Consider the following 14537-nt stretch of genomic DNA (forward strand, 5'->3'; position numbering starts at 1 on the left):
CCGAGTAAGCGCAAGCAACCTACTGCGCCGCCTCCTCCGTCATCTTGGCGTCGGAATAGACCTGGTTGCGGCCGCGATGCTTGGCCATGTAGAGGAACTGGTCGGCGGCGTTGAGGTAGTTTTCGAAGGTTTCGTAACTGCCAATTTCGGCAATCCCGATCGAGATGGTGACGCCGAGTTCCTCGTCGTCGGCCGTTACCTTCAGCCGCGAAATATCCGAGCGGATCTCGTCGCAGAGCTTGGTGGCGGCGGCCGAATCCATCTGCGGGAACAGGATGGCGAACTCCTCGCCGCCGAGGCGCGAGAGCAGGTTGTCGCTGCCATCGAAGATCGTGAACAGCCTGTTTGCAACCGCCTTCAGCACCTTGTCACCGATCTCGTGGCCGTATGTGTCGTTCAGCCGTTTGAAATGGTCGATATCAAGAATGGCGACCGAGCTTGGCACTTTCAGCCGCAGGCATTCGTTCACCAGCTTCGGGCCATTGTCGTAGAAATAGCGGCGGTTATAAAGGCCGGTGAGATAGTCGCAGGCTGCAGCGGCCCTCAACTGGCGCATCTGCGCCAGTGTTTCCGCATTGTTGGCGATGCGGCATTGAAGCTCCTCGGCCACGAAGGGCCGATAGACGAAATCGCTGGCGCCGGCTTTCAGGAAACTCGCGGACAGCATACGATCGTTGGAGGAGGAGACGCCGATGACGCGTAACCGGTCTGAACCGAAGCGATGGCGGATGCGCCGCGTCAGCTCGTAACCGCTCATGTCGGGCATGTGATGATCGGTGACGACGAGTTCAATATCGCTATAGGCTTCGAGCGCCGCCAGCGCCTCGAGCCCCGAGGTTGCCTCGACGACCAGATATTGCTGTGCCTTCAGGAGATCAACGAGAACCTGGCGTACCGAGACCACATCGTCGACGACGAGCACCCGGGTTTTGCGGTTGGAGATCGCGCGGCGGACGGTGGCGACCAGATTGTCGAGCGCGAACTCATTGTCTTTCAGCACGTAATCGATGACATTGCGCTCCATGATCTTGTTGCGCGTGTTGAGATCGAACGTGGCGGTGAAGACGATTGCTGGAATATCGTGCTCGATCGTACAGTCGAGCGCCTCGCCATAGGGCGAATCCGGCAGGTTGAGATCAACGACGGCCATGGTGTAGCCGTGACCGTCTTCGGCAAGTTCCCTGCGAAGCGCTTTCAGCGACGAGCAGGATTTGACGGCAAGGCCAAGTTCCGTCTGGAACCGATGACAAAGCACGGCGGAAAACATCCGGGAATCTTCAACCAGAAGTATCTTGAGCCCGCCGGAACGCAGCCCTAGCCCATCCCGCTGAAAATCCGCCTGAAAAGCCACAGCCGCTACTCCCCCATGCGCCTGACGAGCTCGACTCGGCCCTGCCTACGGCGCGGCGGACGATAACCGAGACCCTCGTCCACGTGAAGGGGACAAATACTAGGGTTACCTGTAATTGCAAAAATCCGGCGCCCTGCAGCGACCATCGCCACGGGCTTCATCTCAACCCTGATCCTGGAAGAGCCATCAGGCAACTGCCCGCTCCTTGCGCATGGACTGGATCTGCAGCAGCGTGTCGAGATTTTGGTTGACGCGGCAGTAGAACTCCTCGTCGATGAAGGGACGCAGCATGAAATCGTTGCCGCCGGCCTTCAGAAACCGCGCCGAAAGCAGCCGGTTCGAGGACGAGGAAACACCGATGATGCGCAATTCGTGCGAGCCGATATGGGCCCGGATGCGCCGCGTCAGTTCGAAGCCGTCGATATCGGGCATATTGTAATCGGTGATCATCAGGCCGATGTCGCGATTGGACTTCAGGATCTCCAGCGCCTTGGCGCCATTTTCGGCGGTGCTCACTCGGAAATTATAGCGCTTCAGCCGGCTCGACAGCAGGGCGCGCGCCGTCGCGCTGTCGTCGACGATCAGCACGTGATGGCGATGATTGGTCAGGAACCGGCAAATCGACTCCGCCAGAAGGTCGACGGCGAAAATATTGTCCTTGAGGATGTAGTCGACAATATCCTTGGCGATCAGCTTGTCGCGCATGCCCTCATGGAAGGTGCCGGTAAAGACGATGGTCGGGATGGAGAGGTCAACCAGATATTCCAGCGCTTCGCCGTTTTCGGCACCGGGCAGGTTGATGTTCGAAATCGCCAGCGTGATCGGATCGGACGATTTGTCGTAGGAAAACTGCAGATCCTCGAAGTTACGGCAGATCTCGACATCAATGTCGAACAACTCCTTGAGACGTTTGCTGATCATCGAGGTGAATACGTTTGAATCTTCCGCGACGATAATACGCGCGCCGGCAAACATCTCTCCGGAATATTGCATCCCCGAAATACCCAAAAACGCCATGGTAAACCTTTAAATTAAAATCCGTCCCCAGCCGAACTGATACATCAATTGATTTGACTAATTATTAATCGGCACGTCCCGGTATAAAACGAAGAAGCGGCCGGGCGAGGTCACCCTTTGTTGACAAAGTCTCCTCCGTCATGCTCGGCCTTCTGCCGAGTATCTGGCCACAGCCATTGCTTGACGGGAAAACATTTGTTCTCAGATACTTAATGGACGTGAAACAGATCCTCGAGAGGACCGAGGATGACGTCGCGCGTTCTGCGTGTCACCGGCCTTGACGTCCGATGGGCCGCCTCCAATTTCTTGCAGATATGATTGAGAATCAATGCGGCAGCGCGGGTTATGGGTACTGGTCGCGCGTACCGTGGCATCGCTCGGCGCCGGCGCCGATGGGAAGAAGGCGGTCAGCCTTACTGGGAGGGTGAAGTCGAGGAATGCATCAACGGCCGGACCGTCGCAGACGGCGCCTATTTCGGCATCGACGTCTCCCGCATCGTGGAGAGGCTCACCGGCGAGCGCCTCGACGACGGCGGCTGGAACTGCGAACGAGCCCGCGGTTCCCTTCGCTCCTCTTTCGCCAGCACGATCAACGTGCTGGAAGGCTTGCTCGAATTCGAAAGATCGACGGGCGGCACGCCCCAGTCTCGCGAGGCGCGCAGCACCGGCGAGAAGTTCCTGCTCGAACGCAATCTCTTCCGCCGCCTCGGCACCGGCGAACCGGCGGACGAACGCTTCCTGCGCTTCCTCCACCCCAATCGCTGGCGCTACGACATCCTGCGTGCGCTCGATTATTTCCGCTCAAGCGCCATGTTGACCGGCGCCGATCCCGATCCACGTCTCGGTGAGGCGATCGGCCACCTTCGCTCAAGGCGCTCGAATGACGGCCGATGGCTGCTGGACTGGACCCTGCCCGGGCGCGTCTGGTTCCATGTCAACGAGGCTCAAGGCCAGCCGTCGCTGGATCACACTGCGGGCGATGCGGGTGCTCAGATGGTGGGATAGCCAGGCATCAATCAGACACTGACGGCAAACCCAGCAAACGCAGGAAGTGCGCCTCGATCTTCTCCAGCAATTCCCAACGTACCACACGGTGAAGCGGACGACGCCGACATTAAATCGACGAGTTCCATCTACATGCCGCCGCTCAGTCATCAAATCTTCACATCGCCTGCGCGAAGTCTCATGCATTCTATGCGCAGCAACCGCTCCTTGCCGCTGCCGGCTCACAGCAAGCCGCCGCTTTCTTGTTTTCTTCCGCCAGCCAGCGATCGCGCGGCTTACAGCTTGCCGGCCGCGGCGACAACTCGACATGCACTGCGCCGGCGCGCGAAACCGGCATCGCCGCGCTATAAAGCTGCAGCGGCCCCACGCCGTCGCTGACCTCGAAGGTCAATTTGGCTGAACCGTCGAGTTGAATATGCTCCGTCACCTTGCGGATGATGGAGTAAAACTTGCCGGCCGGCAGGTGAGTGCGGTCGCCTTCCTCGATATCTAACAGCTGGATGAAGATCTCAGTCCATGCCTCGGGATTGACGCCGCAATCGAGGCCCGAGAATTGGCCCGCCTTGACCTCGGTGATATGACAACCCGGCTTCACCGGCCGGCCGTCGTAATAGAAAACCAGGGCGCATCCTTGTCGCCGGCGAGCGCAGTGAGCAACAGGCCGAGATTGATGTCCTCAGCATGAACTTTCGAGTTGTCGATGGCGTTCATTTGCGCTAATCCTCGTTTCAATTATTCAAGGATTATTGAAATATGGATCAACGTCAAGCCCTCGCCGCCTTCGGCGCGCTTTCGCAGGAAACGCGCCTTCATATCATTCGCATGCTTGTCGTATCGGGTCCGGAGGGATTGGCAGCGGGCACCATCGCGGAAAAAGCGGATGTTTCGCCGTCCAACGTCTCCTTCCACCTGAAGGAGCTGGAGCGAGCTGGCCTGATAACCCAGCAGCGGGAATCCCGCTCGATCATCTACACCGCCAACTACGAAGCGCTCGGCGGCCTGATCCGTTTCCTGATGGAGGATTGTTGCGGCGGAAATACGCAAATCTGCGCGCCCGCCGTCGCCATGGCCACATGCTGTGTGTCTGCAATCAAGGAGGAACTGCAATGACCGCTGACCGTGTTTACAACGTGCTCTTTCTTTGCACCGCCAATTCGTCCCGCTCAATCCTGGCCGAATCCATCCTCGAGACCGAAGGCAAGGGCCGATTCAGGGCCTATTCCGCAGGCAGCCAGCCGAAGGGCGAGGTCAATCCCCTGGCGTTGAAGGAGCTTGCGGCACTAGGTTATCCCTCGACCGGCTTCCGCTCGAAGAGCTGGGACGAGTTCGCCAAGCCCGACGCACCGGAGATGGATTTCATCTTCACCGTCTGCGACACCGCCCACGGCGAAGCCTGCCCTGTCTGGATCGGCCATCCGATGACCGCTCACTGGGGCGTCGAGGATCCGGCCGCCGTCGAGGGCAGCGAGGTCGAGAAAGCCCGCGCCTTCGCACAGGCCGCCCGCTTCCTCAAGAACCGGATCATTGCCTTCCTCAGCCTGCCGCTGTCGTCGATGCACAAGTTGGCACTGGAGCAGCACCTGCGCCAGATCGGCGGCATGGAAGGCACGACCGCGAAACCGGCGAGGGACGGCTGATGGCGCCGTTCGATCTATCACGCCGGCTGGTCGCAGAGGCGCTCGGCACTGCAATGCTTGTCGCAACCGTCGTCGGCTCCGGCATCATGGCGACATCGCTGACTGACGATATCGGCCTCGCTCTCCTCGGCAACACGCTTGCGACCGGCGCGATCCTGGTGGTTCTGATTACCACCCTTGGACCGATCTCCGGCGCACATTTCAATCCGGCCGTCTCGCTGGTCTTCGCCATGTCGCGTTCGCTGCCGAGACGTGATCTGGGCGGCTATGTGCTCGCGCAGATCGCCGGCGGCATCGCAGGGACGATCGCCGCTCATCTGATGTTTGCGCTCCCCCTTCTGGAAATATCGAGCAAGGTCCGGACCGGCGGCGCGCAGTGGTTTTCCGAAGGTCTGGCGACCTTCGGCCTGGTCGCGGTCATTCTCGCCGGCATCAAGTTCGAGCAGAAGGCGGTGCCATGGCTGGTCGGTCTTTACATCACCGCCGCCTACTGGTTCACCGCCTCGACGTCATTCGCCAATCCGGCCGTTGCGTTCGCCCGCTCACTGACCGACACATTCTCCGGCATTCGCCCGGTCGATCTTCCGGGTTTCTGGATCGCTGAAATCCTGGGCGCGGCCGTCGCTCTTTTTCTGTTCACCTGGCTGCTGCAGTCAGCCGAGACATCCTCATCGAGCCTGCCATCAGAGGCGAAGCTATGAACGTCACCATCTACCATAATCCCGGCTGCGGCACCTCGCGCAACACGCTGGCCATGATCCGCAATGCCGGCATCGAGCCTGATATCATCGACTATGTGAACAACCCGCCATCGCGTGAGGAGCTGGCGAGAATGATCGCCGACGCCGGTCTCACCGTGCGCCAAGCCCTTCGCGAGAAGGATACGCCTTATGGCGAACTCGGCCTCGACAATCCTGATCTGACTGATGACCAGCTTCTCGACGCCATGCTGGCGCAACCGATCCTGATCAACCGACCCTTCGTCATCACGCCCCTCGGCACGCGCCTGTCGCGACCGTCCGAGGTGGTCCTGGAAATCCTGCCGGAGACGCACAAGGGTGCCTTCACCAAGGAAGACGGCGAGAAGGTCCTGGATGCGGACGGCAAGCGCGTTATCTGAGCCGTCCAGCCTGACAGGTCCGCAATCCTACTTGACGACCGCCGAGCCTTTGACGATGTCGATCGTCTCGCCGCCATCGAGCCCGATCCGGTCGCCGTCGGGTGTCGTCATGAAGCAGCCGGAGGAACAGAGACTTTCGGAAGCGCCGGCATCGACCACGACTTCGACGCGCTGCCCACCCTCGGTGATGACGAGCACCACGGCGGCAGAATCGGTATTCGTGATGGATGCGGCATTGACCGCGGGCGCGGCAAGCAGCGGGACAAGCAGAACGGCGGCAAATCTTGCCATCATGTGCGGCGGCGCTAACGCGCCCTCCCCTCGAAAGATCGGTGCTGCCCTCGGCAGCGATCCCGATGGAAGGGATCATGCACATAGACCTGTGAATGATGGCTGAATAAGCTGTTCAGCTCTCCGCTGCGCGCCCGCGCAGCTGGCGCACCGGCCGCTCTTCTTCCTCCACCGGTCTATTCTTCTCATGGCCGTCCGCATGCTTGACCGCATTGGGAAGGACGGGGGCAGCCTCTCGATGGATGGTAAGGTCGCTCTGTGGCAGTGGGATCTCTATGCCTTCCGCTTTGAAGCGCTTGAGAATCTCGATCCGGAGGTTGTTGCGCACCGTCAGGCCGTCGCCCATGTCGGCGAGGAAGAAGCGAAGCTCGAAATCGAGCGAATAGGGGCCGAAGCGCAGGAATTCGACATGCGGCTCGGGATTGCGCATGACGAGCGGTATCTTCGCCGTCAACTCTAAGAGAATATCCATGACCTTTTGCGGATCGGCGTCGTAGCTGACGGAAACCGGGATTTCCGAGCGACCGATCTTGTTGCGGTGCGTCCAGTTGCCGACGAGGCCGTTGATCAGTTCCGAATTCGGCACGATGATCGCCTGCTTGCGGAAAGTCTCGATCTCGGTAGCGCGCACCGAGATCCGCTTGACGATCCCTTCGGCCGTGCCGGAGACGACGTGATCGCCGACCTTGAACGGCCGCTCGACCAGCAGGATCAGGCCTGACACGAAGTTGGAGACGATGTTCTGCAGGCCGAAACCGATACCGACCGAAAGAGCCGAAGCGACAAGCGCGAAGCTCGACAGATCGATGCCGGCGGCGGAGACGCCGATGATCGCGGCAATGCCGACGCCGAGATAGCCGATGCCTGTCTTGACCGAGTTTCGCACGCCGAGATCGACATGGCTTCGCGCCATGACATTGCCGTCCAGCCAGCGCTGCAGCCAGCGCGTCAGCAGATAGACGCCGGCAAAGAGCAGGATGCCGGTGCAGATGCCGAGCAGCGAGATGCTGATGCCGCCGAGCTTGACCTCGGTAAACAGGCGAAAGGCGATAAGCTGCAGATCCTGTACATGGAAGCCCCAGAGCAGCAGGATCAGCGGAATGCCGACGAGCAGCGCCACCGCATAGATGGCAAGGCCGACGAGCAGGCCAACCTGATCAATCGCCACGGGTCCGAGGTTGAAACGGCGTGTCAGGAAGCGCGCGAAGAAAGTATCGCCGAAGCTCTCCTGCCGAGATATCGCCTTGCCGGAGAGCAGACCGACATACATGGTGGCAACGACTGCGCCGGTGATGATGAGCTGTGTGGCGACGAAACGCGCCAGCCCCACATAACCCGCGAGCGCTGAAACGATCAGGGCAGTGCCGACGACGCGCAGGATGATTGCCATGCCGCGCGGCCAATGTCGGCCCGGCGCGTCGGGATCACCGTTCCTCGCCAACATCGGCTTGCCGAAGGAGGCTACGATCAGGATGATGCCGATGATGAGCGCGGCGACCAGGCTTCTGACCACGGTCAGCACCAGCGGCGAGCCCATCGCTTCGCCGATGCTGCTGAAGAGATAGTCGAGTCCGTTGATGACTGCCATCGCCAGGAGGCAATAACCGATTGAGCGCGCGCCTAGGTTGGAAAGCTTGACTAATCGCCAGCGCGGTTCGTGCGGCGCGAAGATAGCATTGACGAAGCGGCCGACGAAATAGACCAGCCCGATCGTCCCGAACAGAGCGCCGATGACGGGCGCGATATCCGGCCGCAGCACGTTGAAACTGTTCAGGAAGAAGAAGGACGTGACGAGCAGCACCGAGAGCGCCAGGGTGCGGATCAGCGTCGACCAGAAGGCGATCGACAGCCGGCCGATATAGGACGGGTTCTCGACAGCCTCGTCCCGGCGCAGATATGAGCCGAACAGCCGGTAGCTGCCGGAAAGCAGAATGAGTGCCGAAGCGAGCGACAGGAAGATCGCCGCAAAAAGCGGGAAGCGCTTGAACTTCCAGACGAAGGTGGCCCAGCTCGACAGCGCCGTGGCAAATTCGCCAGTCTCCCGCACGAAGGCAGTCGCCGCATCGTCGAGGACGGAAACCGAGATTTCGGTGCGCTTGAAGAGCGTATCGGCAAACAGCTGCCGCCGCATCTCGATGATCTCGTTCATGAGCTTCGTCACCGCGATCGACAGGTTTTCCGCATCGCCCGTCACCGCGTTGATCTGCGCGCGCTCGGCGGCGAGCGCATTCCGCTCGTCCGTGACGATCTGCGCCTCGGGAGGCTGCCCATCCTTCGGGGGCTCGCCGATCTCGGCCAGCCGGTTCTTGATCTGGTCGAAACGCGGCCTCAGGTTGACCGATATGGTGATGACGGCGCGGCTGAGCTCGTCGGCCTTGGTTGCAAGCCCGACCAGCGCATCGTCATTATCGGCGTTCGCCTTGACGCTGTCCTGAAGTGAGCCAAGCTGGACCTTCGCCTTCTCGATCTCCTTCGCCGCCTGGGCGGAAGGCGTATCGACAAGCGACGCCTCTGCTGCTGCCCCCTGCGGCTGCGGTTCCTGCGCGAAGGCTGCTGCGCTCTCGAAATGCGCACCGGCGAGCGCCAGCGTCACGAGAAGAATGGTGCGAAGCAGGATGGATCTCAGCCGCAAAAAAGCCTCCGAAAAGGTTGTCATCGAAATTGAATGCTCGCTTTTCATCGCAAAGAAAGGCGACAGAAAGGCGGGAGATGCCTAAAGCGCCCTGCCCACCGAGCTTGTCCATGCCGCGCTCATTCGTCCAAACAGCTCAGAACCCTGCATCGGGCTTGGAGAGATAGTCGAGTTCTGCTGCCGTCGATTCCCGCCCGAGCATGGCATTGCGGTGAGGAAAGCGCCCGTAGGCGGCGATTACCTCGCGGTGACGGATCGCATAATCGAGATATTCCTCGTCACCGAGCGCGGTGAACAGGGCCACCGAACGGTCCTGCTCGTCGAGGTTCTCGGCGTGTTCGAAGGGCAGGTAGAAGAAGGTCCGGCAAGCATGTTCAACCGCCTGGTCGGCACCGGCCGCAAGCGCAAGCTTGGCTTCCCGAAGGGCAAGCCCGTCGGTAGCAACGGCAAGCCCCGTGCCGCGATAGATGTTGCGGGGAAACTGATCGAGCACGATGACGGCCGCCAGCCGGCTCACCGGATCGGCCCGCCATTCATCGCCGACGCCCGCGGCAAGCGCCAGATGCGTATCGCGGAAAACATTCCGGATCTCGACATCGAGTTCCCGCGGGGGGCGAAACCATAGGTCGCGGCCACATCGAACGAACCAGAAATCGTAGACTTCGCGAGGTGTGCGGATCGTTGTCATGCTTTCCTCCCGCCGCGTTAGGTTCGATGACGTTATGCCGGCAAGCTCTAGTAAAAATAGGACAAGGTGTGCCTGCGGCACCCTCATCCGCCCTACGGGCACCTTCCCCGTTGGGGAGAAGAGGGAGTCGAGACGTTGCCGCCAATCTCTTCTCCCCAGAGGGGGGCCGAAGGACGGGTCGAGACCCGTGGCTCGACCCCGGTCGTCGGTGCCGGCAGCCAGATGAGAGGGCCGCAGGCACACACCCTTCATCGTGACCTTCCACCTCTATCTACTTCTCCTCATGCAACGAAAACACCAGCATCGCCCTCGTCCCATCATGCCCGGGATCGTAAGCGAAATCCGATTTCAAGCTCGCGGCCATCGCCGTCAAAATCCGTGTGCCGAGGCCCGTTCCCCTCGCCGAGTTCTCTGGCGCAAACCCCGCTCCGTCATCTTCGACGATCAGGCGCAATTCGCCGTCGATCTGATCGACAACAACGCGGATCTCGCCTGAGACGCCGTCGGGATAGGCATATTTGAAAGCATTGGTGACGAGTTCATTGACGATCAACCCGAGCGTGATCACCTTGTCGGTCGCCAGATTGACCGGTTTTGCGGTCAGCACGATACGGTGCGGCCGCTTGTCGTCGCGCATCGAAGCTTCAAGCTCGGTCAGCAGGCTGTCCAGATATTCATCGACCTGCACCGAGCCGACCTGCCGGTTGGTGTAGAGCCGGCGGTGGACGCTCGCGATCGCGTTGATGCGCATCTGCGTCTCGTGCAGCGCATCGATCGCCACCTGGTCCTGGGTCATCGAGGATTGCATGCGGATCAGCGCGCCGACGAGGCCGAGGCTATTGGCGATGCGGTGGTTGACTTCGGCAAGCAGCAACTCGGCATGGTCGCGCTGCTGGCGGATCACCTCCTGCGCCTGCGCCGTCTCGCGGCGGAAGCGGGCCCGCTCCAGCGCCTGTTCCAGGGCGGCGGCGAGCAGGTCGAAATAGTCGGCCGAAATCCCCTTCAGCATGTAGTCATCGGCACCCGCCTTCAGCGCCGCGACCGCGATGCTGGTGTCGTCCGACCCCGTTGCATATATGACCGGCGGATGATCCGGCACGGACGTGATGCAGGGCAGAATGTCGAGTCCGGTCTCGCCGCTCAGGAGATGATCGAGCACGACCGCGTCGATGCCGCCTTCGGCGATCCGCGCCAGGCCGGCAGCACTACTCCGCGCCCACTCGACCGAAAAGCCGCGCCGCGCAAGGTTCTTCTGCATCAGGAGCGCGAGCCCCTCGTCGTCGTCGATATAGAGGATGTGGATCAGGGCATCCGCATCGCCGCTAGAATTGCTCATTCCGTCTCCCGGCGTTCTCTCTAAGCAACGACCGCCCGCAAGCGTCCGAGTCGTCGGCATGAGCACTGTCGTATTGCATTGACCGCCTGAGGTAAACATCGCTCATCGCTCGCTCTTGTCGCAGGCGACGTTAGCGCTTCTTGAATTTCCGGTGGCCGGAAACTTCGGCGCCCGCCTCCTTCGGCAATTGCAGAAAGCGCAGCGACGAGACGATGCCGATTGCGCCGACCACGACGAAGGCCCATCGGAAATCGGCCATGACGGGATTATCAGCACCTCTGAGAGCAGAGGAAATATTGAGCACGGCGGCTGCCACCGCAACGCCGAGCAGCATCGACATCTGCTGCAGCATGCTCGACAGCGTCGAGGCCGAGCTTCGCTGCGCCGGGCCGATATCGGCAAAGGCGAGCGTGTTCAGCGCCGTGAATTCCATCGACCGCGACAGGCCGGCGAGAAAGAGCAGCGCATGGATGAAAAACGGCGGCGTCTCCGGCGTCAGGAAACCGCAAGCAACGATCGAAAGCGCGGCAATCAGTCCATTGAGCCCGAGAACGGTGCGGAAGCCAAAGAAGCGCAAGAGCGGTGTCGTCACCGCCTTCATGCTGAAATTGCCGAGAAAATACACGAGCAGATAGGCGCCGGCGGCAATCGAGCTCAGTCCGAAGCCGAGCTGGAACAAGAGAGGCAGCAGGAAAGGCGTCGCATTGATGGCCGTTCGGCAAGCCGTGCCCGCCGAGAGCGTCGACATCGAAAAGGTCTGGACGCGGAAAGCCGAAAGATCGAGCAGCGGATTGTCGACGGCAAGGAAATGCCGCGTCGCCATAACCGATAATACGACGCCGGCCGCCAGCATGGAGATGACCGGCCAAATCCCGCCTTCCCATTTGACCGAAAGCTCCAGGGCCGCGAGCAGCAGGGTCAATCCGGCCGCGCTCAGGACAAAGCCAAGAATATCCAGCCGGCCGGGATCGGCCTCCCGCTGTTCGGGCACGAAGCGCAGCACCAGCCCCATGCCGACGATGCCGATCGGAATATTGATCAGGAAGTTCCAGTGCCAGCTGGCATAGGTGGTGATGAAGCCGCCGAGCACAGGGCCGACCACGGGCGCCGTCAGCGCCGGCCAGGTGATGAGCGCAATCGCCTGGACGAGTTCGGACTTGCGGGCATTCTTCAGCACGATGATGCGCCCGACCGGCGTCATCAGCGCGCTCCCTGCCCCCTGCAGCGCCCGCCACAGCACGAATTCTGTGAGGCTGCCGGAGAGCCCGCAGAACAGCGAGGCGCCGGTGAAGACGCCGATCGACACCAGGAAGACGCGGCGCGCGCCGAAGCGATCGCCGAGCCAGCCCGACAGCGGAATGAAGGCCGCCATCGTCAGCATGTAGACGGTGATGCCGATGCTCATCGACACCGGCTGCACGCCGAAGCTTGCCGCCATCTGCGGCAGCGAGGTGGCGACGATCGTGCCGTCAAGGATCTGCATGAAGAAGGAAACGGCAACGACCAGAGCCACGATCTTCGCCTGGCGGCCGTTTGCCGCCTCTTGTCCCTGCTCGCTCGTCTCTGCCGTGGTCATGGATCCGCCAATGAAAATTCCGGATGACGCGGCAGGGAAGCGGGAGGAAGCCGATCGGAGATCTGCCGCGAGGGGAGCGCGGTTGAACCACGCACTGGCTGAATACGCCTGTTGCATCAGGCCCGAAAGGCTAAATCTCGCACTGCACCGGAATTTCCCGAGATGGCCGGCATGGACAAAAGAAGAAGGCCTCACCGGAGGCGAGGCCAAGTTTGAACCGCTCCCGGGAAAACAGGAGCGGCGTCGAGGTCCATACCCTGCGGTCCATCCGCCAGCGAGGCCGGATTTCGTCGTATCGGTACGCCTGCGCGGGAAATTTTCACGAGTTGCCAGGAGATCGGTCGAAACCCGGCCGGCAGCACCTGGTGCGCCGCAGTAACTAATATCACTTGCAATGTTTATAAAATGCGCTATCACTAAACACATTGCTAAACATGATGATTGAGGAGTTCATGTGAGCATTCTCTGAAACGGGTGAATATGCGACGCCGGTGGGGAGCCGGTCTTGGTTCTGGGAGGAACTTATGCAGAAAACATCGAAAGCCCTTTTGGGGCTGGCCACGGCGTTCGTAATGTCGTCGGCATTGCCCAATCTCGCCAAAGCCGATGAACTTACGCTGTGCTGGGCCGCATGGGACCCTGCCAATGCACTCGTTGAGCTCTCGAAGGACTTCACCGCCAAGACAGGCACGCAGATGAAGTTCGAGTTCGTTCCCTGGACGAGCTACGCCGATCGCTTCCTTAACGAGCTGAATTCTCACGGCAAACTCTGTGACCTCATCATCGGCGACAGCCAGTGGATCGGCGGCTCGGCCGAGAACGGCCATTACGTCAAGCTGAATGACTTCTTCGACAAGGAAGGCATCAAGATGGATGACTTCGTGCCGGCGACTGTCGTCGGCTACTCGGAATGGCCGAAGAACACGCCGAACTATTGGGCGTTGCCCGCCATGGGCGACGTCGTCGGCTGGACCTACCGCAAGGACTGGTTCGAAAAGCCGGAACTCCAGAAGGAATTCAGGGCGAAATACGGCCACGATCTCGCAGCTCCGAAGACCTATGATGAGCTGAAGCAGATCGCCGAGTTCTTCCAGAAGCGCGAGATCGACGGCAAGACCGTCTATGGAGCCTCGATCTATACCGAACGCGGGTCCGAAGGCATCACCATGGGCGTCACAAACGTCCTGTACGACTGGGGCTTCCAATACGACAACCCGAAGAAGCCCTACGAGATGGAAGGCTTCGTCAACTCGGACGATGCGGTCAAGGGCCTCGAATTCTACAAGTCGCTCTATGACTGCTGCACGCCGCCCGGCAGCTCCAACGTCTATATGGTCGAATCCGCCGACGCCTTCAAATCCGGCCAGGTCGCCATGCAGATGAACTTCGCCTTCACCTGGCCCGGCCTCTACAAGGACGAGAAGGTCGGCGGCGACAGGATCGGCTTCTTCCCCAATCCGGCGGAGAAGGCGCATTTCGCCCAGCTCGGCGGTCAGGGGATCTCGGTGGTTTCCTATTCCGACAAGCGCGACGCCGCCCTGCAATACATCAAATGGTTCGCACAGCCTGAGGTGCAGGCCAAATGGTGGGAACTCGGCGGCTTCTCGTGCCTGAATTCCGTCGTCAACGCGCCTGAGTTCGCCAAGAGCCAGCCCTATGCCCAGGCTTTCCTGGACTCGATGGCGATCGTCAAGGACTTCTGGGCCGAGCCAAGCTACGCCTCGCTGCTGCAGGCCATGCAGAAGCGCGTCCATAACTACGTCGTCGCCGGCAACGGCACTGCCAAGGAAGCGCTCGACGGCCTGGTGAAAGACTGGAGCGACGTCTTCAAGGACGACGGCAAAATCTAGTGCCTGACGGGACTGGTGGCATCCCTCTGCGCGC

General features: G+C 60.7%; 12 protein-coding genes and 2 pseudogenes. 6 read left to right on the top strand and 8 right to left on the bottom strand.

Annotated elements, in window-relative coordinates:
* Positions 1-19 precede the first annotated feature (19 nt).
* Positions 20-1351 (bottom strand): GGDEF domain-containing response regulator, encoded by a 1332-nt coding sequence (locus ACQ7C1_RS17035; protein WP_221113936.1) that lies wholly within the window; start codon positions 1349-1351, stop codon positions 20-22.
* 186 nt (positions 1352-1537) lie between these two features.
* A complete protein-coding gene (locus ACQ7C1_RS17040) occupies positions 1538-2368 on the bottom strand; it encodes a response regulator (RefSeq protein WP_085778499.1) in 831 nt (276 codons plus the stop codon).
* Between the two features lie 390 nt (positions 2369-2758).
* On the opposite strand from ACQ7C1_RS17040, the pseudogene ACQ7C1_RS17045 reads away from it, so the two are divergent.
* Positions 2759-3395 (top strand): annotated as a pseudogene (locus ACQ7C1_RS17045) (squalene cyclase); the annotation flags it as partial.
* Between the two features lie 165 nt (positions 3396-3560).
* Here ACQ7C1_RS17045 and ACQ7C1_RS17050 read toward each other — a convergent pair.
* Positions 3561-4084 (bottom strand): annotated as a pseudogene (locus ACQ7C1_RS17050) (DUF6428 family protein).
* A gap of 42 nt (positions 4085-4126) precedes the next feature.
* Here ACQ7C1_RS17050 and ACQ7C1_RS17055 point away from each other — a divergent pair.
* Genes ACQ7C1_RS17055 through arsC form a run of 4 tightly spaced genes read left to right on the top strand, consistent with a single transcriptional unit; the run spans position 4127 to position 6130 of the window.
* Positions 4127-4483 (top strand): ArsR/SmtB family transcription factor, encoded by a 357-nt coding sequence (locus ACQ7C1_RS17055; protein WP_430959118.1) that lies wholly within the window; start codon positions 4127-4129, stop codon positions 4481-4483.
* Entirely contained in the window at positions 4480-5010 is a 531-nt protein-coding gene (locus tag ACQ7C1_RS17060; protein ID WP_430959119.1) for an arsenate reductase ArsC, read from the top strand. Before ACQ7C1_RS17055 ends, ACQ7C1_RS17060 begins: the two co-directional genes overlap by 4 nt.
* Complete coding sequence (locus tag ACQ7C1_RS17065; RefSeq protein ID WP_285195685.1) at positions 5010-5711, top strand: MIP/aquaporin family protein; 702 nt, start codon at positions 5010-5012, stop codon at positions 5709-5711. Before ACQ7C1_RS17060 ends, ACQ7C1_RS17065 begins: the two co-directional genes overlap by 1 nt.
* Entirely contained in the window at positions 5708-6130 is a 423-nt protein-coding gene (arsC, locus tag ACQ7C1_RS17070) for an arsenate reductase (glutaredoxin) (protein ID WP_430959120.1), read from the top strand. Before ACQ7C1_RS17065 ends, arsC begins: the two co-directional genes overlap by 4 nt.
* Before the next feature lie 27 nt (positions 6131-6157).
* Here arsC and ACQ7C1_RS17075 read toward each other — a convergent pair whose 3' ends face one another.
* From ACQ7C1_RS17075 to ACQ7C1_RS17095, 5 genes are all read right to left on the bottom strand, one after another.
* Entirely contained in the window at positions 6158-6424 is a 267-nt protein-coding gene (locus tag ACQ7C1_RS17075) for a hypothetical protein (protein WP_430959121.1), read from the bottom strand.
* Between the two features lie 112 nt (positions 6425-6536).
* On the bottom strand, positions 6537-9053 hold the full coding sequence (locus tag ACQ7C1_RS17080) for a mechanosensitive ion channel family protein (protein ID WP_430959122.1): 2517 nt from the start codon (positions 9051-9053) through the stop codon (positions 6537-6539).
* A 136-nt stretch (positions 9054-9189) separates the two neighbouring features.
* Positions 9190-9741 (bottom strand): DUF924 family protein, encoded by a 552-nt coding sequence (locus ACQ7C1_RS17085; RefSeq protein WP_430959123.1) that lies wholly within the window; start codon positions 9739-9741, stop codon positions 9190-9192.
* 271 nt (positions 9742-10012) lie between these two features.
* Positions 10013-11077: a sensor histidine kinase gene (locus tag ACQ7C1_RS17090; RefSeq protein ID WP_430959124.1), complete on the bottom strand. Its 1065-nt coding sequence runs from the start codon at positions 11075-11077 to the stop codon at positions 10013-10015.
* Positions 11078-11207: 130 nt separating this feature from the next.
* Positions 11208-12653, bottom strand: a complete 1446-nt coding sequence (locus tag ACQ7C1_RS17095) for an MFS transporter (protein ID WP_430959125.1) — start codon at positions 12651-12653, stop codon at positions 11208-11210.
* Between the two features lie 524 nt (positions 12654-13177).
* Between ACQ7C1_RS17095 and ACQ7C1_RS17100 the strand changes: the two genes are divergently transcribed.
* Complete coding sequence (locus ACQ7C1_RS17100; protein ID WP_430959126.1) at positions 13178-14503, top strand: ABC transporter substrate-binding protein; 1326 nt, start codon at positions 13178-13180, stop codon at positions 14501-14503.
* Positions 14504-14537 lie beyond the last annotated feature (34 nt).

Source organism: Rhizobium sp. Nf11,1 (genome assembly GCF_050587665.1).
In the GTDB taxonomy this organism is placed as follows: domain Bacteria; phylum Pseudomonadota; class Alphaproteobacteria; order Rhizobiales; family Rhizobiaceae; genus Rhizobium.